Genomic DNA, 23,725 nt, shown 5'->3' with positions numbered 1-23,725 from the left:
CAGGCCACGTCCCAGCCGACACGTCCCAACCGAGCACCTCCCAGCCGACTCACCCCAAGGCCAAGTACCCAGGGCCAGTTGGCTTAAACGCTAGGAGTCAGTGCTGGTACTTGAGATTGGGGTGAGCCTACGACCGCGAAGAGAGGGCCTGCCACAGGATCAGACCCGTCAGGACTCAAGCCGGCTCGAGACAAGAGACGCCTCAGTGCTGCAGACTCGGCTGCCACAGCAGGCACGCTAGCGCTGCAAACCCACCAGATATAACGAACACCTGAGCGTTGGGAACACACTTGCCACAGTAAACACGGTGCCCCTGTAAACATTTCACAAGCACAGGCACGACAGAGGTGCCCCCATTCGACTCACCCCAGGGACGAGTGGCTTGGGCCGGATGGCCCAAGCCATGAAGGCCGGTGGGGATACTTGGAGTTGGGGTGAGGCTGGCGCCGGCAGGTGGCAGCTGCCGCTCAGCTCCTACCGGAAATCACCTGAGGCAACTAGACTCCAGATATAAGGAGAGTTCAATCCGGTTCAGGGGTTGGCAAGGGAAGGCATTGGAATGGTCGACTATTCACCGGCGTTCATGACCGATATGTATGAATACACCATGTTGGACGCGGCCTTGCAGGACGGCACCGCCGACCGCAAGTGCGTCTTCGAGGTCTTCACCAGGCACCTGCCGGAAGGCCGCCGCTACGGGGTGGTCGCTGGAACCGGCCGAATCCTCGACGCCCTGGAGCGCTTCCATCTGGATGACGAGGACCTCCGCTTCCTATCGGACCGGAAGATCGTCAGCCGCAAGACCATCAAGTGGCTGGAGAGCTTCCACTTCGACGGGTCCATCAAGGGCTACCGGGAAGGCGAGATGTTCTTCCCCAACTCGCCCATCCTCCAAGTGGAGGGGACCTTCGGCCAGTGCACCCTACTGGAGACCCTAATCCTATCGGTCCTCAATTACGATTCGGCCGTGGCCTCGGCCGCTTCCCGCATGGTCTCGGCCGCCAAAGATCGCCCCTGCATGGACATGGGAGCCCGGCGCACCAACGAGTGGTCGGCAGTCGCGGCCTCAAGAGCCGCTGTGATCGGAGGATTCCAGGGCACAGCCAACCTCCTGGCCGCCCAGTTGTACGGCCTCAAGGCCATCGGCACGGCGGCCCACTGCTTCACCCTGGTGCACGACAACGAGGAGGAGGCCTTCCGCTCCCAGGTTCAGGCCCTGGGCAAGGACACCGCCCTCCTGGTCGACACCTACAACATTGAGGAGGCCGTCAAGACCGCAGTCAAGGTGGCCGGCCCGGACCTGGGCGGTGTGCGGATTGATTCGGGAGACTTGGCCTCCTTGGCCCAACGGGTCCGCAACCAGCTGGACGCCCTGGGAGCCTCCAAGACCAGGATCACGGTCACCAATGACTTGGATGAGTACGCCATCGCGGCCTTGCAGACCGCCCCGGTCGACTCCTATGGTGTGGGCACCCAGCTGGTCACCGGCTCCGGCGCCCCCACCTGCGCCATGGTCTACAAACTGACCGAGCGCGAGAACTCCCAAGGGGTCATGGAACCCGTGGCCAAGAAATCGAAGAACAAGGCCACCGTGCCAGGCCGCAAATTGGCCTACCGCTCCTACGAGTATTACCTGGCCGAGACCGAGCACATCATCTCCGGGTCCGAGGAGAAGCTGGCCGCCTTCCAACCGGACGAGGATTGGAAGGACCTGTTGGTTCCCTACGTGGACCATGGCCGGATCGACAGCAGCCGCCAAGGCCACCAAGCCATCATGGAAGCACACGACTACCGGGCCCAAGCCTTGAAGGAACTACCCATCACCGCCCAATCACTGATGAGAGGCGAAGCGGTAATCCCCACCGAAACCCAGGTGTTGTAAAACCGCCCAGACTCAGCGGGCCTTGGTCATCTCCTCGTAGATGCGACGGCAGTCCGGGCAGACGGGGTACTGGGAGGGGTCGTGCTTGGGAACCCAGATCTTGCCGCAGAGGGCGACCACTGGGCGTCCGGTGAGCCGGGATTCGTTGATCCGATCCTTGGAGACGTAGTGGGCGTAGCGGTCGGCATCACCGTTGTCGGAGCGTTCGGTCTGCTCCTCGGCCTGGGGCCGTTCCAGAACCGCAGTGCCCGCGGCGGAATCGGGGTCCGACGACAGCGGCGACACGGGGTCGGCCTGGTTGTGAATAAGAGTCATTCCAGTAAACATCACAGCGTCCTCAAGCATCCCAACCTCCGTATCTCCCGACCACATCTGGTGGTCAATCTTTCCGTATGTTCACCTGGTCTCCATCATAGGTACTGGCCACAACTTCCGCTGTCGCACCCCGGCAGACCAATCCGACCCGGCAGACCGCCGGCCCATTCGCCAGGCTCCCCGCATCAGGGCGGCGACTTGACCCGACTGGGCGCTACCCTAGACCTATGACTATTGCAGTATGCCCCGGCTCCTATGACCCCGTGACGGCCGGTCATCTGGACGTGATCGAGCGCAGCGCCGGATTCTTTGAGGAAGTGCACGTGGTCGTGGCCGTCAATGCCGCCAAGACACCGCTGTTCTCCGAACAGACCAGGGTCGGTGTGATTCGCAGGGCCCTGGACAAGGACGGTTTCAGCAGGGTCAAGGTCACTTCCACCGACGGGCTGATTACCGATTACTGCAAGAAGGTAGGGGCCACCGTGATCGTCAAGGGCCTGCGGCAGAACGGCGATTATGAGGCCGAGTTGGGCATGGCCCTGGTCAACCGCAAGCTGGCTGGCGTCGAGACCCTCTTCCTGCCAGCCGACCCGGTGCTGGAGCATATCTCCAGTTCAATCGTCAAGGATGTGGCCCGGCATGGAGGCGATGTGACCGGCATGGTGCCCGATTGCGTGCCGGCCATGCTTCAGGAGGCCTTGGGACTGCAAGCCACAACAAACCAGTAAGCTGGAGCCAAGCGTCAACAGCGAGGCCCGGCGGTATGCAAGGCCATAGGGTCGTACAGCGTACGGGGAAAGGACGAGTCATGAGTTTTGAGCAGGATGCCGAGCACAGGGGCGACCAGGGGGATGACCTGATGATCCCTTCGGACCAGATGGACCCGGCGGAGGACCAGGACATGGATGACGTCCATGCCGACCAGCCCCAACCGCTCTTCGCCATGGAAGGGCTGCCAGACTTGCGCGAGAGCGCCGAGGACGGGGACCCGCTCGACCCCGAGGATGAGAAGAGCAGGCAGGAATTCACCACGGTCTACGACATCATCGACCACCTCGAAGAACTGCTGGACCAGGCCAAGGGCAGCCTATTCGCACCCTCCAGCGTCAAGGTCGACCGCCGGGAGTTCGCCGACCAGTTGACTGAGCTCAAGAGCATGCTGCCGGTGCAGCTGGAGCGCGCCTCATCGCTCATGCGCGAGTCAGAGCGGCGTCTGGAGAACGCCCAGAGCCAGGCCAACGCCATCATCAGCTCGGCCAAAAGCCAGGCGACCGATACGGTCAATGAGGCCCAGGAACAGGCCCAGTTCCTGGTCAGCCAGGAGAACGTGACCGCCCTGGCCCAGCAGAAGGCCCGGTCCATGCTCGACCAGGCCCAGGCCAAAGCCACCCACCTTACGCAGGGAGCTGATCGCTATTGCCAAAAGGTCATGGGTGAGCTAGAAGAGCAGTTGGGCAAACTCAGCACGGATGTCAAGGCCGGACTGAAGGTGCTCGAGGAACGTCAGGAAACAGAAGCCGTCCAGGTCCCGCACCTGGAAGCCAGCGATTACCCGGAGGTTTGATTAGTGCCACGTCCAGAAGATTCAGCATGGGCCATACCCGTCGCCCAGGTTTCGTCGCGCCCGGGGCAGAGCAAGGCCGTAGACATGGTCTTCCCCGCTCCCAGCGGCATTGGGGACAAGATTGTAGGCATTCAAGAGGGGGCGGACGTAAGGCTGGTCGGCTCGATTGATTCCATTGTGGACGGCCTGCTGCTCACCGGGCACATCACAGCGCCCCTCCATGCCGAATGCACCCGCTGCCTCAAACCGATCAACAGGGATTGGAAGGTCGATGTCACCGTCTTCTTCCCCTATGAGGCCGAACAGCCCAAGGACTCGTCCCATAGCCGCAGCCAAGGCGGGGGGCGGGCCTCCAAGGAGGAGGAGATCGACATCATCGCCGGCGAGGAGGAAGGGGGCGACAGCTACCCCCTGAGCCAGGATGGCGGTTTTGCCGATGTCGAAGCGCTCCTGCGCGATAACCTGGTCGAGTCCTTGCCCCTCAAGCTGCTCTGCAAGCCAGATTGCCAGGGTCTGTGCCCCCAGTGCGGCATCAACCTCAACGAGAACCCCGGCCACCAGCACGAGGTCATCGACAACCGCTTCAGCCAATTGGAGGCCCTCAAGGCCGAACTTGAGGCCGAGGAGGCTACAGGGCACTCAGGGAACTGAGGGCTCTGGGCGGCACCAGGCAACACTGCACGACAACAGGGACCCTGAGGATACTGAGAGCACCAAGGGCCTGAGTTCCACCGAGCGAAACTCAATCGGGCAAGCCTGAAGACGTACTGCCCTGGCGAGTACGCCAAGGACCCTTGCCGGGGTGTGCTCCCGGAGCAAGGCCTCGTTCCCGCATGCCGACAGGGCCGACGAATGGCAAATGTACGACCGATGCGCTAATATACAGAACGCTTAAGCTGAATCGTTCGAACGAAACAGAGGAATCATCATGGCATTGCCAAAGTACAAGACTTCGCGCGCCAATACCCACTCGCGTCGCGCCAACTGGAAGGCCTCGGCCGTGCAGACCGTCGCTTGCCCCAACTGCGGCGCCCCCAGCCTGCCCCACATGGCATGCCCCAGCTGCGGCAATTTCCGCGGCCGCACCTACCGTGAGGCCATCCGTCCGGGTCACAGCATCTGATTGACGGACCGCTGAGTCTTAAGCCCTGCCATCGACGGATGGTGGGGCTTTTTTCATATTCTCACGCTGGCGGGGGGTGTGGGTCTTGCGGCATGGCCGACCGGGTCAGGAGGAACTGATCCGTATTGCCTGCTGGCCGGAAGCTGAGCGGAGTCTCAGCGATAGCAAAAAGGTTGACATTATATAGCAAAAAGTTAGCACCCAAGTTTTCGCATGTAATTCCAACATTTTAACCGCGAGTTGCTAAGCTAAGACCTCGTTATAGAAGTGGGCATGGTTTGTTGCACCCAAGCCCGGTTGCCCAGAGTCATGCACAAGAGTCTGGGCAACCGTGTTCATGACGCTTCGTCATGTGCAGCAAGCAGAACAAGGAGTATGACTTCAGATGACAGACAAGAAGACTTCCGCAGCGAAAGCGGCTACGGCAGCAACAGCCAAGACCGAAGCAACCCCATCCACTGACTCTGCCGCACTTGCCAACGCTGCTCCAGGAGACCCCACCAAGCAGCTTCTGGAAGCCCTGGGAGCAGATCTTGAGCCCAACCTGCTGATTCAGGCCCTGACCCACCGATCCTTCTCCAATGAGCACCAGGGAGCCCTCAACTATGAGCGCTTGGAATTCCTGGGAGACGCTGTGCTGGAACTGGTCACCACCGAGACCCTCTACAAGAGCCACCCCGATATGAGCGAGGGCCAGCTGGCCAAGATCCGAGCCAAGGCGGTTTCGGAGGAATCCCTGGCCGGAGTGGCAAAATCAAAGCTCCACGTGGGCCCCTACATCTTGCTGGGCAAAGGCGAACGCAAGACCGGGGGTTCACAGAAGGACTCCATCCTGTGCGACATCTTCGAGTCGCTGTTGGGTGCCGTGTTCGTGCAGCATGGCATCACCAAGGCACGCGCCGTGGTCCATAAGCTCCTTGATGAGACCTTGGAGGAGGTTGCCAGCGAGGGGCCGGAACTGGACTGGAAGACCGCTCTGGTGGTCAAGGCCCGCGAGATGGGCCTAGGTGAGGTTGAATACCGCATGTCCGTCTCCGGACCCGAATTCGCCCAGGTCTTTACCGCCGAGGTGCTCCTGGGGGGCAAGACCGAGGCCATCGCCAAGGGCGAGGGCAGCAGCAAGCGCAAGGCACAACTGAACGCGGCGGCCTACTGCTGGAAGAAAATCAAGTCCTTTGAGGACAAGTCGCCCAAGCCTATCAAGAAGACGCGCAAGGCCCCCAAGAACACCACTATCAGCGCTGATCAACTGCAAGCGGCCGCCGCCGGTTGGAAGTCGATTGACTGGGAGAACTCCTATAAGCCGGAGGAGCCAGGGGAGGAATCGGCGGTCACTGCCGCCGTTGAAGACAAGCCGGCCAAAGAGGTCAGGGAGGAAACCGAGGAGGAGAAGGCACTGACCAAGCAGCGTCTTGCTGAGATCCAAGAGAAGAGCAAAAAGAACCTGCAAGCCCAAATGGCCGTTGCCGCAGCAGCCCGCAAGCGGTCTGAGGAACGAAAGAAGCAGACGGCCACGGCCGGGCCCGCAGCGAAGACCGATGACGCAGCAGCGAGCGCAGGGGAAGCCGGTACCATAAGCGCGGTTGGGTCCCCTACGGAGTCCACTGCTGCCAGCGAGACCGACCAAGCCAACCAGGCCTAGCTATCGGCGCTCAGCCGACGAGGACGACGAAGTCCATTCCCATCCTGTCCATATGCCAGCATGTGAACAGGATGGGATATTCATACCCGGCAATCAGTAGCATGACGGATACGCTGCCATCGTTTCCCATGGTCACAAGCCCAAGGAGCGGTGGTGCCGGTACGCATGTGGAAGCCAGACCAGGAAATCCACAGGGCTGCATCAGCTTCACCGGTTGTCAGCCAGCCGCATATGATCACCATATGGCGCTGTGACACAGACGAGAAGTAGAGGGAACCATGGTTTCACCAACACCCTTGCAGGCCTTCAGCAGCCTGCCCAAGACCGCCGGACGCAATGAGACGCAGTCCATTGCCGGAGAGCGCATCAGCGGGGCTCAGGCCCTGATCCGCTCCCTGGAGGACCTGGGTGTTCGGGATGTCTTCGGCATTCCCGGCGGCGCCATCCTGCCGGTTTACGACGCCATCAACGACAGCACCGCCTTCCGCTTCATCCTCACCCGGCACGAGCAGGCCGCAGGCCATGCCGCCGAGGGGTACGCCGTGGCGACCGGCAGGGTGGGCGTGTGCCTGGTCACCTCCGGACCTGGAGCCACCAATGTGGTCACGGCCATCGCCGACGCCAACATGGACTCGGTGCCCCTGGTGGTCATCACCGGCCAGGTGGGGGTCGAGTCCATCGGCACCGACGCCTTCCAGGAAGCTGACATGGTGGGCATCACCTACCCGGTCGTCAAGCATTCCTACCTGGTCACCAAGGCCCAGGACATTCCCCGGATCATGACCGAGGCCGTCTACATCGCCCAATCGGGTCGGCCCGGCCCGGTGGTGGTCGACCTGACCAAGACCGCCCAGGTCGAGAAGATGACCTACTCCTGGCCCCAGCAGATGATTCTGCCCGGCTACAATCCGGTCGAGAAGGCCCATGGGAAGGTCATCTCCGACGCCGCCAAACTCCTGGTCCAGTCCTACCGGCCCGTGCTCTACGTGGGCGGCGGGGCGGTGAGGTCCAAGGCCGGGGCTCAGATCAAGACCCTGGCCGACCTGACCGACGCACCCATCGTGACCACCCTGCCAGCCCGGGGCATCGTGCCCGACAGCGACCCCAAGGTCTTGGGCATGCTGGGCATGCACGGCACCGTCGCAGCCAACGGGGCGGTCCAACGTTCCGACCTTCTGGTGGCCATCGGCGCCCGCTTCGACGACCGCGTGACCGGCAAGCTTGACGCCTTCGCCCCCACGGCCCGCGTGATCCATATCGACATCGACCCGGCGGAGATCGGCAAGAACCGGCAACCCGACGTGCCTATCGTCGGCGATGTGTCCACAGTGCTGGATGACCTGATTCCCGCCGTCCGAGCGGCCCAGGCCTCCCATGGCAAGCCGGTGCTCAAGCCCTGGTGGGAGCAGATCAACCAGTGGACCGAGCAGTATCCGACTTCCTATGATGAATCGACCGATGGCAGCCTGGCCCCCCAGTGGGTGGTCGAGCAGTTGTCGGCCAAGGCCCCGGACGACACCATTTGGGTGGCTGGCGTGGGCCAGCACCAGATGTGGGCCTCCCAGCTGGTGGACTTCAAGGGCCCCCATTCCTGGATCTCGTCATCCGGCTTGGGAACCATGGGCTTCGGCCTGCCGGCGGCCATAGGCGCCAGCGTAGGCTCGGCCCGCGACTTCGAGGGTCGCAAGCCGGTTTGGCTGATTGATGGCGACGGCAGCTTCCAGATGACCTCCGAGGAGCTGGCGACCGCCTTCATGGACCACACACCCATCAAGATCGCGATTCTCAACAACTCGGTCTATGGGATGGTCCGCCAGTGGCAGACGCTCTTCTACGAGAAGCACTATTCACAGACCAACCTCCATGACGGTGACCAGGGGAAGGGCGGAGATCCGGCCGGAAGTGCGGAAACGACAGGCTCAGCGCTTCCGCGAGCGACCGACACGGCCATGCCGGTCGACGTGCCTGATTTCGTAAAGCTGGCCGAGGCATACGGCTGCGTGGGTCTGCGGGCCTTCAGCCAGGAGGAGGCCCTGGCCGCCATCGACAAGGCCAACGCCATCAACGACCGGCCCGTGCTCATAGACTTCAGGGTCTGGAAGGACGCCATGGTCTGGCCCATGGTCGCCGCCGGCCAATCCAACGACGAGACCACCTACCGGCCCGGCATCAAGCCGCTCTCCTCCACAGCCGACCAGGCCAAGGAAGCTGTGGGGAAACAGGCTGCCGGCAATCAGGCCAACCAGACCAACCAGGCCAAGGCCTAGGAAGGGGAGGGACACCATGGCAAACTATCCTGCGTCAAAACCCGGCTCCCAGCGGCACACCCTGTCGGTCCTGGTCGAGAACCGCCCGGGCGTGCTGGCTCGGATCTCCGGCCTGTTCGCCAGGCGGGCCTTCAACATCAACTCCCTGTCGGTCTCCCCCACCGAACGGCGCGACATCTCGCGGCTCACCGTGACGGCGGACGTTGACGACGTCCCCCTGGAGCAAATCATCAAGCAGCTCAACAAGTTGCTGCACGTACTGAAAATCGTTGATCTGAATGCGGAGACGACCGTTGAACGCGAGCTGGTGCTGATCAAGGTCGCGGCCGATGAATCCAGCCGTTCCGACGTGCTGGAGATTGTGCGGCTCTTCCGGGTGCGGGTGGTCGATGTCAACCCTGATTCCCTGACCATCGAGGCGACCGGTGCCGAGGGCAAAATCGACGCGCTGCTGGGGCTGCTGGAGCATTACGGGGTCATTGAGCTCGTGCGCTCCGGAGCCGTCGCCATGTCGCGGGGCCCCCATGCTTTGAGCGAGAAGGTCATCGGCTCCACCATCAGCGAACGCTGAGGCTTTCTGCCGTACGGTCTGGCTACTCGACCTGCTCGGATAGCTCCATCCACTCGGCTTCCAGCTCGCCGGATTCATCAGCGATGGCGGCCAGGTCCTCATTGAGCTTGTTGAGACCAACATAGTCATTGGGGTCGTGGGCGGCCATCTGCCCCTCGATGCCGGTCTTCTGCTCCTCCAGCTTGGCCAGTTTTCGCTCGATGGCGGCGATACGGCGCTGGGCGTCATGGAAGGCCTTACCGGTCAGCTTGCCGCCCTCCTTGGCTGTGGACCCTTCACCAGCTGCCGCCGCCGAGCCGACGGAAGCTTGGGAGGCCTTGGGATTGGCGTCGCTGCCGGATTCACCTCCAGCGCCAGCATTGCCAACACCGTCACCCCGCCAATCCTGGCCGGCCTTTATGCGCTCGATCATCTGCAGATAGTCGTCCACGCCGCCGGGCAGGTGCCGAATCTGGCCGCCAATCAGGGCATACTGCTGATCGGTGACCCGCTCCAGGAGGTAACGGTCGTGGGAGACCACAATGAGGGTGCCTGGCCAAGTGTCCAGCAGGTCCTCCATAACGGCCAGCATGTCGGTGTCCAGGTCGTTGCCGGGCTCATCCATGATCAGCACATTGGGCTCGTCCAGCAACACCAGGAGCAGCTGCATACGGCGCTTCTGCCCGCCGGACAAGTCACGGATGGGGGTCATGAGCTGGGCGGGTTCAAAGCCCAGGCGCTCCATGAGCTGGCCGGGCGTGACCTCCTTGCCCTCAATCTCGTAGCTGGGCTTGTAGCGGCTCAACACCTCCTTGATCTTGTACTGGCCCAGTTCCTCCAGCTCATCCAGGCGCTGGGAAAGGACCGCGAACTTGACGGTCTTGCCAATATTTACCCGGCCCACGGTTGGGGTGAGGCTGCCGTCGATGATCTTGAGGAGGGTGGACTTGCCGGCCCCGTTGGCACCCACGATGCCGAAGCGGTCACCGGGGCCGATCAGCCAGGTGACGTCGTTCAGGACCTTGCGGCCGTTGATGGTGACCTCTTGCGCAGAGGAGATCTGCGGCTCAATCTGCCCGTCGCTGGGCTCTGCGGTGCCACTGGCACCAGCTGGGCCAGCAGCACCAAGAGCCTCAATCACGCCGGCAGCGCCAACAGCACCAGGAGCCGCCTCGGTCCTGACACCACCTGCAGATCCGCCCTCTCCCCCGGCATGATCTGAGCCAGCCTTGCGGCTGGAGAGGGAAGCCGAGGCCTGAGCGTCTCCCAGCCTCACGCCCGCATCAACCAGACGTTGGTCATCAGGGGAATCCACGGCAATGGTAACGGACCCGTAGGCCTTGGGTTCCTGGTAGAGGGCCGGCACCACATCAACACCTCCGGCACTGGCACCACCGCCACCACCGCTCTCCTGCGAGGCCCCGTCAATCCCGGCAGCTTCGCCCGGCTCGAGGCCCTGCTCGTGCGGGAAGACCTGGGTCACGTCAATCAGGTCCACCACTTGCTTGCCCAGGCGCGAGGTGGCCATCTGCTTGAGTTCCAGGCTGTTGCGTACGGGTGGCACGTCAGCGATCAGGGTGTTGGCCGCCTTTACATGGAATTTCTGCTTGGTGGACCGGGCCCGGGCGCCGCGGGAGAGCCAAGCCAGCTCCTTGCGGGCCAGGTTCCGGCGGCGTTCCTCGCGCACATCGGCCTGGCGGTCTCGCTCCACCCGCTGGAGCATGTAGGCGCTGTAGCCACCCTCGAAGGGGTCAATAAGACCGTCGTGGACCTCCCACATGGACTGACAGACCTCATCGAGGAACCAGCGGTCGTGGGTGATCAGGAGCAGGGCGCCCTGGCTGTCTGACCAGCGCTTCTTCAGGTGCTCGGCCAGCCAGTGGATGGTCACGATGTCCAGATGATTGGTCGGCTCGTCCAGGGCCAGGATGTCCCAGTCTTGGAGGAGGAGCCTGGCCAGGTCGGCCCGCCGGCGCTGGCCGCCGGACAGAGAACCGATCCGGGCGTCAAGACTGAGGCCGCCCAGCAGGGCCTCGACAATCTCTCGGGAACGGGAGTCCGCCGCCCACTGGTAGTCTTCACGGTTCTCCAGGGCGGCCTGGCGGACTGTCGCGGTGTCGTCCAGGGGGTCGCGCTGGTCCAGCACCCCCATGGTCAGACCCGAGCGCCGGGTCACCCGGCCGGAATCCGGTTCCAGAGCACCGGACAAGAGCCGGAGCAGAGTGGACTTGCCGTCGCCGTTGCGGCCAACGATGCCGATGCGGTCACCCTCGAAGACCCCCTGGGTCACGTCGGTGAAGATGGTCTTGGTGGCAAAGGCGAGCGAAAGGTGTTCAACACCCAAATCATAAGTCGGCATAATGTTTCCAGCTTAGCCGAGACCCCAGAAGGCCGGGCGGCACTTGGCCGCAGGCGTCTAGGGATGGCCAGACGCAATCACAATCACCATCGCGGCGAAGGTGTCATATTCTGACATCTTTGGATACGAACAGTTTTGCGCCTGAACGTAAGAGAAACGCCTCACTCGGTGCAGGTCCGGGACTGTCCATAGGTCTTGCAGCGAGCCGCAAAGGCCGAGAAGACCTGCTCCGCCAAGGGCTGGACTTGGGGATTGTAGGTCTCGAAGTCGTCACGAATCCTGGCGGCCTGGCTCTTGCCGATGGCCTTGACCATGGATTTCTCACTCAACCACTCGTCCAATAGCGTCGCCGTGACCTCCAAATGGAAAAGGAGCCCCAAGGCGGTGCCGATGCGGAAGGCCTGGTTCTCAATATGCTGGGATTTGGCCAGCAGCTGCGCGCCCTTGGGCAGGGAGACCGAGTCCTGATGCCATTGGAGGACCGGTTGCTGCTTGCTCCAGCCGGCGAAGTAGTCGTTCTTCTCTGTGCTCTTGACTGGCCGAAAGCCAACCTTTAGCTCCTTGCCGTGGATGACTTTGCCGCCCAGGGCGGTGGAGATCAGCTGCTGCCCCAGGCAGACGCCCAGAACCGGCATCTCCGCCTTGATAACCGAGCGGATCAGCTTCTTCTCAGCCTGGAGACCTGGGAAGGCATCAATATCCTCCGGCCCCATCGGCCCGCCCATGACCACCAGGCCGGAGATTTGGGACAGGTCCGGCAGGTCGGGCTTCTTGCACTTGGCCACGTTCAAGGTCAGGGTAGGCAGGTCCAAATCCTCCAGATTCTCCAGAATTCGGCCAGGCTTTTCCCAAGGGGCATGTTGCATGATGAGCACTTGCGCTGACGACATGGCACCATTGTCTCACAACGACAGGGATGGGGAGAACGGGCGTCGGCCCGGAAAGGACAGGAAACATTCAGGATTGGATGGTATAGTCACACTCAATTAGTCCTGAAGGACCGGTGGGTCTGAAACCAAGGGGGATGTTTCAGACGAGTCCGTGCTGGAATCATGGCCATGCCCGCCACACGAAGGTAGGAGCCCGCCATGCGCGCGGGCCGGTCCACTGAGAATCATGTAGTATTGCAAAAGGAATCCGGACACCAATGTTGAACACTGTCATGCGCATCATTACAGCGGGCCTGCTCTGCCTGGGCATCGCCGCGCCCAATGGAGCAAATATCACCCCCCCCCCCCCTAGAGGAATCTGAATCCCACAGAGGCGTTTCCCCAACAGACACATATTCCGTCAAACCCGAGCGGCAGAACACCTCAACGACGAGCAGGGCCACAGGCCGAACCCACCAGACCGCCACAAACACGACCACAGCAGGTAGGACCACCGGGCCCCGGTCACTTCAAGATCATGCGGAACGAATCCGTCCCATCTCAAACACACAAACCACACCGGACCACAACCCGGGGCGCCAAGCGCAAGCCTCCCCCTCCGCCCGGACACCCGCCGACAACAGCGACCCTGGCACACCAAGCACTGCACCCCCATCCCCAGACAGTTCAGACGGCCCAACCGGTAAGAGCGCTGACTCCAATAGCGACACGGACAGGAATCCCCAGTCCTCCCAGGACGAAGACACCGGCAACAAGCACACCCCCGCCACACCCCCCACACCCCAGGACAGCCAGCCGGGCCCGGCCCCCAGCAACAGGCTCGGCCTGGCACCCGAGCGGAAGCTGGGCCTGGCCCAGAACGGCCTGGGCCTGGCACCCCGGGACGCCCCCCTAGTGCGCGGCGGCACAGGCTGCACGGCCGGTTCCAACACCTACAGCGAATGCTTCCCAAGCCCCAAGATGGCCAAGGCCATGGCAGAGAACCGACACGGCGGGCCAGGTGCCGACCCGGACACCACCATCATCACCGCTGCCGACCTGTCCTCTACCATCATCAACCTCAGATACCAGCACATCGACAACATACAGGGCATCCAGGCCTTCACCGAACTCACTGAACTCGACCTCGGCGACAACGACATCACCGACGTCAGCCCCCTTGCAAGCCTCACCAAACTCCAGAAACTCTGGCTCAACAACAATCACATTGAAAATCTGCGCACATTGGGCAACATGTCAAGCGAAGCAGGCGCTAGCCCATTGTTACCAGCATTGTCCTATCTGGATGCCTCAGGACAGAGTATCTATCTAGCTGATGCCCCCTTGTCCAGCGGGATGACCGTCACTTTCCCCTCATACTGGGCAGGAGAAGGCATGCAGGCGGGCGCCAGCAGCGCTGCGAACAACATACCGAACACCGCACGAGGATTTATACCAACAACGCAAGGCTCTTTCAAACTAAGGGGGTCTGGATCGTGGGCTTGTTACTCTCTTTCAGAACATCATGCAGGTATCGACCCACTCTACGGACCGGAGAATATCGACGGCTGCTTTCAAACATCAGGCTTTAGACGACGAACCATCGTTCCTCCTTTTACAGCAAATCTGCTTGCACCTATTTCTCCCGGTACATACCGGTACGGCTTTCGTTCACAGGGAGTACAACATAGAGGTAACTCCTTCTTGATGAGTCCAAACCAGTACTGGTCCGCTGTTACAACCCCAGCTGGTGGCCCGGGCACGTTCATCTTCTCCGGTATAATCGAGCAAACACTCTATGGGTATAAGGTGACCTATTACCCGGGGAATGGGGATCCCACCTGGGAGGAGCACCTCACCAGCGACTACGCCACCCTGCCCTCGCCCGACCCGGTCAGGCCCGGCTACCAGTTCATGGGCTGGTACACCAGCGGCGGCAGCCAGTGGAACTTCGGCACCAAAGTCACCGCCGACATGACCCTGTACGGCCACTGGCAGAAACTGCCAGTGGTGACCTTCCATCCGGGCAACGGGGATCCCGACACCACCGCCACGGTCCCCAGCATCGGAGGCGACATCAGCACCATCGCCCCCACGCCCACCAGGCAGTATCATGACTTCACCGGCTGGTGGACCGCACCCACCGGTGGCACCCAGTGGAGCACCGGCACACCCGTGAACACGGACATGGACCTGTACGGCCAGTGGAAACACCGAACCCACACCGTGACCATCGACCCCAACGGAGGATCCGGGGGACCTCCCTCACCCATCACGGTCAACGAAGGCGACCCGGCCGGCCCCATCAGCCCGACGCCCACATGGGCCGGGCACTCGATCAGCGGATGGACCACCGGTGGCGGAGCCACCTGGAACCCGGCGAGCGACCCGGTCCTGGCCGACATGACCATCAAGGCGAAATGGGAGGCCGACCAATACACCGTGCGCTTCCTCGCGCCGGGACTGACACCCAACCCCACCATCACCGACCAGACCGGCATCAACTACGGCACCGGCCTGATAACCGACCCGGGCACCCCAACAGGCACCTTCCCCAACGAGGCCACACCCACCTTCAACGGATGGTGGACCACACCAACCACCGGCGGCCGCAAGTGGGACTTCACCACCAGCCACATCGGACCCGACGAGATCAACGACACCAGCCACACCATGACCCTATACGCCCGATACACCCACCGCGTCACCATCACCTACGACCTGGGAGACGCCACCGGACAGGTACCCCCCATCACGTCCCAGACCATCGACAAGAACGACACCCTGCTCGTGAACAGCCTGCCCACACCAGGCGTCTGGACCGGGCACACGTTCCAAGGCTGGCACACCGACACCAACCTCACCCAACCCTGGAGGACAGGACCCGTGACCAGCAACACGACCCTGCACGCCAAATGGGCCACCACCCACACCGTCACCGCCCACGCCAACTACCCAGGAGCCAACCCAGCCACCTGGACCCTGCACGTAGGCGACGGCGACAGCGCCATGAGCGCCCTGTACGGTGAGATAACCATACCCACCAGGACCGGATGGTGGTTCGACGACTGGTACACCGACCCAGCGGCCACCACCCACTACAACAGCCAGCCCATCACCGCCGACACCGACCTATACATGGGATGGACCCGAGCCGCCTACACCCTCACCCTGGACCCCAACGGCGGCACCTGGCCCGACGGCACCACCGGGAGCAAAAACCAGACCGTCACCGAAGGCGACCCGGCCACCATGCCCGACCCACCAACCAAACCCGGATGGATCCTGACCGGATGGACCAACAACGGAGCCGACTTCGACCCCACCACCACACCCATCACCGACTGGACCTACCTCAAAGCCAAATGGGCACCAGCCATCACCCAACTCCCCCTCACCGGAGGACCACTGGGAGCCTGGACCCTACCCACCCTCGGCACCCTCCTACCCCTGACCACCCTGACCGCCATCGGACTCACACACCGCCGAAAACAAACAGGACACAACCTCAGACACTAAACCAACAACACACCGGCCCCCATCCCGCCAACACGAGACGGGGGCCGACACACACCCAACAACACACACCACAAGCAAGAAGGAACGCTTGCGTACCAAGACGCCGATTCACGCTGAGCCTAAGGTGGAGAACGTGAACTGTTACATCCTTCAAGCAACCGTGTGAACAGGATCACTGCTTCCTGACAGCTCTGCGTGATCCACGGACAACACCACTGCCGCCCTTCTGACAACCGGAGCTGTCGATACTGGAGGGACCATGTCTGACAAACCCCATAAGCTGGGACTATGACCACTGCTCCAAAAGCCCCTGATTCCAACAGTCTGAGTGCGCCTCGCCTGGCCCGGGCGGCCAGCGGACTGAAGCTCTATGACACGGCGACCCATGAGGTCTCGGCCTTCAAGCCGATTGTACCGGGTCAGGTGGGGATCTACGTGTGTGGGGCCACGGTCCAGAGCTCACCACACATCGGGCATATCCGCACGGGCGTGGCTTTCGACGTGGTCCGTCGCTGGCTCCTACGGCTGGGTTACCGGGTCACCTTTATTCGTAATGTGACCGACATTGACGATAAGATACTCGACAAGGCCAAGTCTGCCGGCCAGTGGTGGTGGGAACGGGCCTATATCTACGAGCGTGAGTTCAGCAAGGCCTATGAGAGTCTGGGTGTTCTGCCTCCGACCTACGAGCCGCGGGCCACCGGGCATATCACCGACATGGTGGAGATTATCCAGCGCATCATCGACCGGGGCCACGCCTATGTGATCAAGGCCGAGCAGGGGCGGCCGACCGGCAACGTCTACTTCGATGTGGCCTCCTGGCCCAAGTATGGGCAGCTGACCCACCAGAAGCAGAGCCTGGATGCCGCTGACCCGGCCAGCCAGGTTGACCATGCCGCTCTTGAGGCCGACCGGATGGGCCCCAGCGTGGATGCTGCCGGAGCCGACAAGTACAATCCAATCGACCCTGCCGACGCCTCACCAGACAAGCATGATCCGCGCGACTTCGCCCTCTGGAAGGCCTCCAAGTCCTCCGACCCTGCCACGGCTTGCTGGCAGACACCCTTCGGCACCGGTCGACCCGGCTGGCATATCGAATGCTCGGCCATGAGCCACCGCTACCTGGGAGACATGTTCGACATTCACGGGGGTGGACTTGACCTGCGCTTCCCCCATCATGAGAACGAGATGGCCCAGACCCTGGCCGCCGGCTGGCCTACAGCCAACCGTTGGATGCACTCGGCCTGGGTGACCGCCAAGGGCGAGAAGATGTCCAAGTCCCTGGGCAATGGGCTGTCCGTGCCGGCAGTGCTGGCCGAAAACCCGGCCTGGGTGGTCCGCTATGCCTTGGGGTCGGCCCAGTACCGGTCCATGCTGGAGTGGTCGGACCAGAGCCTGGCCGAGGCCAAGGCCGCCAATGAGCGGATCAGCAACTTCATTGAGCGGGCCGGCGAGGCTGCGGGCGGCCAGCCCAGCCGCGAAGAGGTAGAGGGACTGAGCGCCGACCAGCTGCCGGAGGAGTTCGTGGCCGCCATGAACGACGACATCAATGTCTCCGGTGCCCTGGCCGCCATCTTCACAGCCGTGCGCGAGGGCAACAGTCTCATGGCCCCAGGGTCCGGGGCCGGAACCGAAGCCTCCCAGCCCGCGGTCCGCGAGCGCCTCCTGCAGGTCCGCGCCATGCTGGACACCCTGGGCCTCGACCCCCTCTCCCCCGTCTGGTCCGCCGCCGGCTCCGCCACCCAGGACCAGGCCTCAACCCGCGAGCGCGAGACTCTGGACGCACTGATTCAGAGCCAACTCCTCGCCCGCACCCAGGCCCGCTCCAACAAGGACTTCGCCCAGGCCGACGCCATCCGAGACGCCCTCAACGCAGCCGGCGTCGAAATCGCCGACGGCCCCGATGGCTCCACCTGGTCCCTGCGCTAAGCAGACCGGTACCCCAGCCGCGCCGCAAGCCACGCCAGTAATCCGACCCAAATCACAAGATATGGGACATTTTCAGGCCCCAAAAATATCCCATATCTCGCGATTTCGCGTAAGCGGCGCCGGTATCAGGCGGGACTAGGCCCAGAGCGGGGAGACAAGAGCACCGGCTGGGGCTGGAGGAGGTGTTCGCCCACTTCTCCCTACGAACCGCTAAACTTGGGTGCATTATGGCAGCATTTTCTTCTTTGACAGACAGGCTCTCCAACGCCTTCAAGCACCTCAAGGGCAAGGGCAAGCTCTCCGAGGCCGATATTGACGGGACCATCCGCGAGATTCGCCGGGCCCTGCTCGACGCCGACGTGTCCCTGGAGGTGGTTCGCTCCTTCACCGGGCGCATCCGCGAGCGCGCCCTGGGCCAGGAGGTCTCCGAGGCCCTGAACCCGGCCCAGCAGGTCGTCAAGATCGTCAACGAGGAGCTGACCGGCATTCTCGGCGCCGGTGTTGACCGTCCGCTCAACTTCGCCAAGAACCCGCCCACCATCATCATGCTGGCTGGTCTGCAGGGTGCTGGTAAGACCACTCTGGCCGGCAAGCTGGGCTACTGGCTCAAGGACGCTGGTCACACACCGCTGCTGGTGGCCGCAGACTTGCAGCGCCCCAACGCCGTCACCCAGTTGCAGGTGGTCGGTGAGCGGGCCGGTGTGCCCGTCTACGCGCCCGAGAAGGGCGTTCAGGCCGATGGCGGCGAGGCAGTGGCCTCTCCCGGCCTGACATCCGGGGACCCGGTCCAGGTGGCCCGCGACTCCATCGAGCTGGCCAAGTCCAAGCTCTACGACACGGTCATCATTGATACCGCAGGCCGTCTGGGCGTGGACCAGGAGCTCATGCAGCAGGCCCGCGACATCCGAGACGCCGTCCAGCCCAACGAGATCCTCTTCGTCATCGACGCCATGATCGGCCAGGACGCGGTGCAGACCGCCAAGGCCTTCGACGAGGGCGTGGACTTCACCGGCGTGGTCCTCTCCAAGCTTGATGGCGACGCCCGTGGTGGTGCGGCCTTGTCCGTGGCCTCCGTGACCGGCAAGCCAATCCTCTTCGCCTCCAATGGCGAGGGACTCAAGGACTTCGAGGTCTTCCACCCCGACCGTATGGCCTCCCGCATTCTGGACATGGGCGACATTCTGACCCTGATCGAGCAGGCCCAGAAGCAGTTCGATGAGGAGCAGGCCCGGCAGGCCGCCGCCAAGATGTCCGAAGGCACCTTCGGCCTGGATGACTTCATGGCCCAGCTCCAGCAGGTCCGCAAGCTCGGTTCCATGAAGAGCCTCCTGGGCATGATTCCCGGCATGGCCCAGCACCGCAAGGAGCTGGAACAGTTCGACGAGAAGGAGATCGACCGCACCGAGGCCATCATAAACTCCATGACCCCTGAGGAACGCCGCAACCCCAAGATCATCGACGGCTCCCGCCGCGCCCGCATCGCCTACGGTTCCGGCTCCACGGTCTCGGCCGTCAACGGCCTCCTGCAACGCTTCGAGCAGGCCTCCAAGATGATGAAGCGCATGTCCAACAAGGCCGGCCTGGGCGGAATTCCCGGCATGGGCGGCCCGGCCATGGGCGGCGGCAAGAAAGCCAAGGGTAAGGGCAAAAAGAACAAGAAGGGCAAGTCCGGCAACCCCATGAAGAGGGAGGCCGAGGAGAGGGCCCTGCGCGAGCGCCTGTCCGGCAAGGGTTCCGGCGGTTCTTCCGGCGGCTCCGCCTTCGTCAAGCAGCCTCAGAATCCGGCCTTGCCTGCTGGTCTGCAGGACATACTGGCTCAGAACGATGGCGAGCTGCCCCCCAACCTGGGTGGTGGACTCTCCGGACTGCTGGGCTGACGGCTCCCGCCTCCTGGCGGACCTATTACTCATACGAGTGCAGCCGTATTAACACCCCAACTCATGCCATAACCGACAGCTCTGTTTTCAGATTGAAAGTCTGGTATCGTATGCCTTCGTTCATGGTCTGGCTTCTGGCAGTGCCGCTGGTCTGCATTGCTGGCTGGTGGAGCCTGCGCTTCCTGCCGGTGGCGCTGGCGTGGCACAAGCCCCTGCCCTATGCGATTGCCCTGGTTCGTTTTCTCTGGCTACCAGCCCTGCTGCTGGCCCTGCTTGCTGGTCTGACTGGCCACTGGGTTCTCGCGGGGCTGGCCCTGATGGAATGCCTGGTGGTCATTGCTGGTTTGAGTCCCTATTTTCGGCGCATCCTCACGCCTCAAGGCCATCTTGACGCCTCCTATGAGACTGCCGACGACCTGACCGTCATGACTCTCAACTGCCGGTTTGGCCAGGCCCGAGCCAGAGACATTATAGATGCCCTTCTCCACTACGATGTGGACGTGCTCGCCCTGCAGGAGTTGAGCTCTGACCTGGTGAAAAGCCTGGAATCGGAAGGCCTGGGCAAGCTACTGCCTTACCGACAGTTGGGACAGGAACTACCCGGCGACAACGGCGGATTCAATGGTATCTGGACCCGTCTCGAGACCATCTCCAGCACACCAAAGATACTTGACATTCCAGCTGCCCAGTCACCAGCCATCACTGTCCACCTCAACCGGGTTGATCAGAGCGCACAGGTCGGTAGGGCCGCAAACCTTGCAGCCACCGGAGCGACTTCGGTTCAAGTCCTGAAACCCCAGAACGACACCGAAATCACATTGGTCTCCACTCACCCCAAATCCCCCATGCGCGGGTTGAGGCATTGGTCCGATGGCATCACAGGTCTAGCCAGCCTGGTCCACGGACCTAGCGGCACCCGCAGCAGCACCCAAGCCACCTCCCTCATCGTCATGGGAGACCTCAACTCAGGGCTGGACCACAGCAGCTTCCGCTCACTATTAGCAGCCGGCTTCACCGATGCCAGCCTGGCTCAAGCACAAGGTTTCACCCGGTCCTTTCCTTCCTGGATCCCCTGGCCGCGACTGGAACTCGACCATGTTCTCACCACCGGACCCCTGTCCACCGAATCCATCAGGCCCCTCACCATCCCCGGCAGCGACCACCTGGCCCTCATCGCCCGCCTTCGGTTCGGCTGAAATACCCACACGCGTGACTGTTGCTCAGCCGCATAAGCTTGTTGAAAGAAAACTTGATGTACAGGGTATACTTATAAGTACAGGTCGGCGAAAAGAATACCGTGGGTCTTCTTCGCCTCATCGGAGTTAGTCGACCTATACTTTTCCCCACGGCAACCATATTTCATGCCCCATGAGGTCTTTGACATACCGAGTGAAATGCCCGCTTTTCTCTCCGTCGGAAACAGCATGTCTCTGAATAGCCCATAGGCCATAGGCCATAGGCCATAGGCCATAATCAACCACCTGTAGTCCAAAGCTTGATATCGAATACCAGATACTCGGTATCACTTGAATCATTGGGTTGTTCATCTGTGCACAAACATCTTCAACTGCCTGCCGAACAGCCTCAGCCCCACCGTTGAGGTCTATACGAGCAACGACAATATGAATATTCAGTCGTTCCCCTTTGCTCTGCTCAGACAAAAGACTGACGACGCTGCGGACCAAATCGTATAAGGTCCATTTGTAGAGCCGAAGCTTTCCCTTGGCTTTGCAGGTGTATATGCATTTAAAGAACTCTTGTTTTGTATCGTTATTCCTTCAAGTAACGCCTCCTGTCCCAAACTGTCCATTGCGCCATTACAACATGCATTACTCATGGAGCAATGCGTATCTTCTGCCAAGCCAAGGATTGGTCAACTCGACCATCCCTTACAAACCGCTAAATGCAGCTATTGAAGTTGCGACTGGGCGGCGGGTTTGAGCGTCCATACCTATGGGCTATAATTGTGCTGTTATTCACGCGGGTGGGCCCTCTCATACCACTCGACGCGAGGAACAGGTGGTCTTCGGTCTCCACGCCCCACGTAGAGGTCGGAAATCACACCCTAAAGTAACAAGGAGAGCCATTTTGGCAACCAAGATTCGTCTGAAGCGTATGGGCAAGAAGTTCTATGCCTTCTACCGTGTGGTCATCACCGATTCTCGCAACAAGCGCGACGGCAAGTCCATCGAGGAGATCGGCATCTACGATCCCAACAAGCAGCCTTCACTGATTCAGATTGATTCCGAACGCGCTCAGTACTGGCTCGGTGTCGGCGCACAGCCGTCCGAACCCGTGCTCAACCTGCTGAAGATTACCGGTGACTGGCAGAAGTTCAAGGGCCTGCCCGGTGCTGAAGGCACCCTGAAGACCCCGGAGATCGGTCCCGACGCCGCCGCCCGTGTGGAGGCAGCTGAGGCTCAGGCACAGAAGCTCAAGGCCGCCCAGTCCGAAGCCAAGGCCAAGGAAGCCGCCGCTCAGGCTGCTGAGAAGGCTGCCGCTGAGGATAAGGCCGAGGTCAAGGCCGATGCTGAGGCCGAGAACCGCGAGCAGGCTGATGCCGCCCAGTCCGAGGCCGACAAGGCCGCAGAGCAGGAAAAGGCTGACTGATCATGTTGGTCCAGGCTGTTGAACATCTGGTTACGAACATTGTCGATTTCCCTGACGATGTGTCGGTCAAGTCCCATGAGAGTCCGCGCGGCGAACTCATTCGCGTGCGGGTAAACCCAGAAGATATCGGCCGAGTCATCGGTCGCGGCGGTCGTACGGCCAATGCCCTGCGCACAGTGGTTCAGGCCCTGTCTGACCACAAGGTGCGCGTCGATATCATGGACGTTCGCAAGTGAACACAGGTGGTCAACTAGCATGATGCAGCAGACAGAGCATCACGAAGACCCTCAACAGGTAGAACTGTTGAGGGTCTGTCGTATAGGCAAGGCTCAGGGTCTCAAGGGGGAGGTCAATGTCATGGCCTTCACCGACGAGCCGGAGCGTCGTTTCGCGCCCGGTGCGGTCCTCTACAGCAAGGACGGAAGCCATGAGTTCACGGTCCTGGGCTCACGCTCCTTCAAGAACCGGTGGATCGTGCTCTTCGAGGGCGTGAACAACCGAGACAAGTCCGAGGCCCTGCGCGGCGTGGAACTGTACGGTCCGGCAGACGACCCGGAGGAGATGGCCGAAGAGGACGCCTGGTACCCCAAGGACCTGATTGGTCTGAGAGTCGAATTGGCCGAAGACAACGGTTTGGGTCTCCCAGTCGGCCAACTGGTCGGCACAGTGGTGGATGTAATTGACGGACCAGCCCAGTCCCTCCTGAAGCTGCGGAGAAAGACCAAGGCAACGGAGACACAGGCCACGGCGTCGCCGGCCACCGAAGCGGCGGAAAGTAAAGAAACGTCTGAGACCCCCACTCCTGTCGAGACAACGGCCCTGGTGCCCTTCGTGGACCAGCTGGTACCTGACATCGACCTGTCCGAGGGCTATCTGACCCTCGATCCACCCGGCGGCCTGATTCCCTGGCTGTAGCCCCGCACATCAAGCGGCACCGCAGAAGCACCAAGAAACGCAAGTGGCGGCTGACAAGAGCAATCTCCTGTCAGCCGCCACTTGCGTTAGTAAACCGCACCATCGTATGCGGCCACCCCGGGCGCTTCAGGTCCCTGGCAGCTGCCTCCAGCCCCTACCAGCCCGAGCGGCCCATCAATCTCAGAGTCCCAGCACCTTGACTCGGTCAGCGGCCGCCTTTCGCTCGGTGTTGCCGGTGTCGCTGACGATATCGCCAAAGGGCATCTCAGCCAGGAGCTGCCAGCTTTCGGGAATGCTGAAAGTC

Annotated in this window: 17 protein-coding genes and 3 pseudogenes; 15 read left to right on the top strand and 5 right to left on the bottom strand. The window is 61.9% G+C overall.

Features of this window, described 5'->3' with window-relative positions:
- Window positions 1-559 precede the first annotated feature (559 nt).
- Window positions 560-1,882 carry a nicotinate phosphoribosyltransferase gene (locus CRD60_RS06520; RefSeq protein ID WP_113860488.1) on the top strand — a complete coding sequence of 441 codons (1,323 nt, stop codon included), beginning with the start codon at window positions 560-562 and terminating at the stop codon, window positions 1,880-1,882.
- A 12-nt stretch (window positions 1,883-1,894) separates the two neighbouring features.
- On the opposite strand, the gene CRD60_RS06515 is transcribed toward CRD60_RS06520, so the two are convergent.
- A complete protein-coding gene (locus CRD60_RS06515; RefSeq protein WP_201737236.1) occupies window positions 1,895-2,197 on the bottom strand; it encodes a DUF3039 domain-containing protein in 303 nt (100 codons plus the stop codon).
- Between the two features lie 227 nt (window positions 2,198-2,424).
- On the opposite strand from CRD60_RS06515, the gene coaD reads away from it, so the two are divergent.
- The 7 genes and pseudogenes from coaD (at window position 2,425) to ilvN (ending at window position 9,364) form a co-directional block, all read left to right on the top strand.
- Entirely contained in the window at window positions 2,425-2,925 is a 501-nt protein-coding gene (gene coaD, locus CRD60_RS06510; RefSeq protein ID WP_113860487.1) for a pantetheine-phosphate adenylyltransferase, read from the top strand.
- Between the two features lie 173 nt (window positions 2,926-3,098).
- Window positions 3,099-3,761, top strand: a complete 663-nt coding sequence (locus tag CRD60_RS06505) for an ATP synthase subunit B family protein (RefSeq protein WP_236630894.1) — start codon at window positions 3,099-3,101, stop codon at window positions 3,759-3,761.
- Window positions 3,762-3,764: 3 nt separating this feature from the next.
- On the top strand, window positions 3,765-4,412 hold the full coding sequence (locus CRD60_RS06500; RefSeq protein ID WP_113860485.1) for a YceD family protein: 648 nt from the start codon (window positions 3,765-3,767) through the stop codon (window positions 4,410-4,412).
- Window positions 4,413-4,689: 277 nt separating this feature from the next.
- Window positions 4,690-4,884 (top strand): 50S ribosomal protein L32, encoded by a 195-nt coding sequence (gene rpmF / locus CRD60_RS06495; RefSeq protein WP_113860484.1) that lies wholly within the window; start codon window positions 4,690-4,692, stop codon window positions 4,882-4,884.
- A 385-nt stretch (window positions 4,885-5,269) separates the two neighbouring features.
- Window positions 5,270-6,100 (top strand): annotated as a pseudogene (rnc, locus tag CRD60_RS09145) (ribonuclease III); the annotation flags it as partial.
- 704 nt (window positions 6,101-6,804) lie between these two features.
- Complete coding sequence (locus CRD60_RS06485; protein WP_113860482.1) at window positions 6,805-8,793, top strand: acetolactate synthase large subunit; 1,989 nt, start codon at window positions 6,805-6,807, stop codon at window positions 8,791-8,793.
- A 16-nt stretch (window positions 8,794-8,809) separates the two neighbouring features.
- Window positions 8,810-9,364 (top strand): acetolactate synthase small subunit, encoded by a 555-nt coding sequence (ilvN, locus tag CRD60_RS06480; protein ID WP_113860481.1) that lies wholly within the window; start codon window positions 8,810-8,812, stop codon window positions 9,362-9,364.
- A 22-nt stretch (window positions 9,365-9,386) separates the two neighbouring features.
- Here ilvN and CRD60_RS09455 read toward each other — a convergent pair.
- The 4 genes and pseudogenes from CRD60_RS09455 to CRD60_RS09140 form a co-directional block, all read right to left on the bottom strand.
- Window positions 9,387-10,394: pseudogene (locus CRD60_RS09455) on the bottom strand (ATP-binding cassette domain-containing protein); the annotation flags it as partial.
- Window positions 10,395-10,568: 174 nt separating this feature from the next.
- Window positions 10,569-11,702, bottom strand: a pseudogene (locus tag CRD60_RS09450) (ABC-F family ATP-binding cassette domain-containing protein); the annotation flags it as partial.
- Window positions 11,703-11,863: 161 nt separating this feature from the next.
- A complete protein-coding gene (locus CRD60_RS06470; protein WP_113860479.1) occupies window positions 11,864-12,592 on the bottom strand; it encodes a type 1 glutamine amidotransferase in 729 nt (242 codons plus the stop codon).
- Window positions 12,593-13,483: 891 nt separating this feature from the next.
- A complete protein-coding gene (locus CRD60_RS09140) occupies window positions 13,484-13,798 on the bottom strand; it encodes a hypothetical protein (protein ID WP_236630881.1) in 315 nt (104 codons plus the stop codon).
- On the opposite strand from CRD60_RS09140, the gene CRD60_RS06465 reads away from it, so the two are divergent.
- The 7 genes from CRD60_RS06465 (at window position 13,685) to rimM (ending at window position 23,421) form a co-directional block, all read left to right on the top strand.
- Window positions 13,685-16,090: an InlB B-repeat-containing protein gene (locus CRD60_RS06465; protein ID WP_407923181.1), complete on the top strand. Its 2,406-nt coding sequence runs from the start codon at window positions 13,685-13,687 to the stop codon at window positions 16,088-16,090. The two genes, CRD60_RS09140 and CRD60_RS06465, sit on opposite strands and share 114 nt — an antisense overlap.
- 288 nt (window positions 16,091-16,378) lie before the next feature.
- Window positions 16,379-18,019: a cysteine--tRNA ligase gene (gene cysS / locus CRD60_RS06460; RefSeq protein ID WP_113860477.1), complete on the top strand. Its 1,641-nt coding sequence runs from the start codon at window positions 16,379-16,381 to the stop codon at window positions 18,017-18,019.
- Between the two features lie 227 nt (window positions 18,020-18,246).
- Window positions 18,247-19,896: a signal recognition particle protein gene (gene ffh / locus CRD60_RS06455; protein WP_113860476.1), complete on the top strand. Its 1,650-nt coding sequence runs from the start codon at window positions 18,247-18,249 to the stop codon at window positions 19,894-19,896.
- 110 nt (window positions 19,897-20,006) lie between these two features.
- Window positions 20,007-21,092, top strand: a complete 1,086-nt coding sequence (locus CRD60_RS06450; RefSeq protein WP_113860475.1) for an endonuclease/exonuclease/phosphatase family protein — start codon at window positions 20,007-20,009, stop codon at window positions 21,090-21,092.
- An 892-nt stretch (window positions 21,093-21,984) separates the two neighbouring features.
- A complete protein-coding gene (gene rpsP / locus CRD60_RS06440) occupies window positions 21,985-22,506 on the top strand; it encodes a 30S ribosomal protein S16 (RefSeq protein ID WP_113860473.1) in 522 nt (173 codons plus the stop codon).
- A gap of 2 nt (window positions 22,507-22,508) precedes the next feature.
- Window positions 22,509-22,742 carry an RNA-binding protein gene (locus CRD60_RS06435; RefSeq protein WP_113860472.1) on the top strand — a complete coding sequence of 78 codons (234 nt, stop codon included), beginning with the start codon at window positions 22,509-22,511 and terminating at the stop codon, window positions 22,740-22,742.
- A 22-nt stretch (window positions 22,743-22,764) separates the two neighbouring features.
- Complete coding sequence (gene rimM, locus CRD60_RS06430; RefSeq protein ID WP_113860553.1) at window positions 22,765-23,421, top strand: ribosome maturation factor RimM; 657 nt, start codon at window positions 22,765-22,767, stop codon at window positions 23,419-23,421.
- Window positions 23,422-23,725 lie beyond the last annotated feature (304 nt).

The organism is Bifidobacterium aemilianum, assembly GCF_003315635.1.
In the GTDB taxonomy this organism is placed as follows: domain Bacteria; phylum Actinomycetota; class Actinomycetes; order Actinomycetales; family Bifidobacteriaceae; genus Bifidobacterium; species Bifidobacterium aemilianum.
This window is presented reverse-complemented; position numbering and strand designations above follow the sequence as displayed.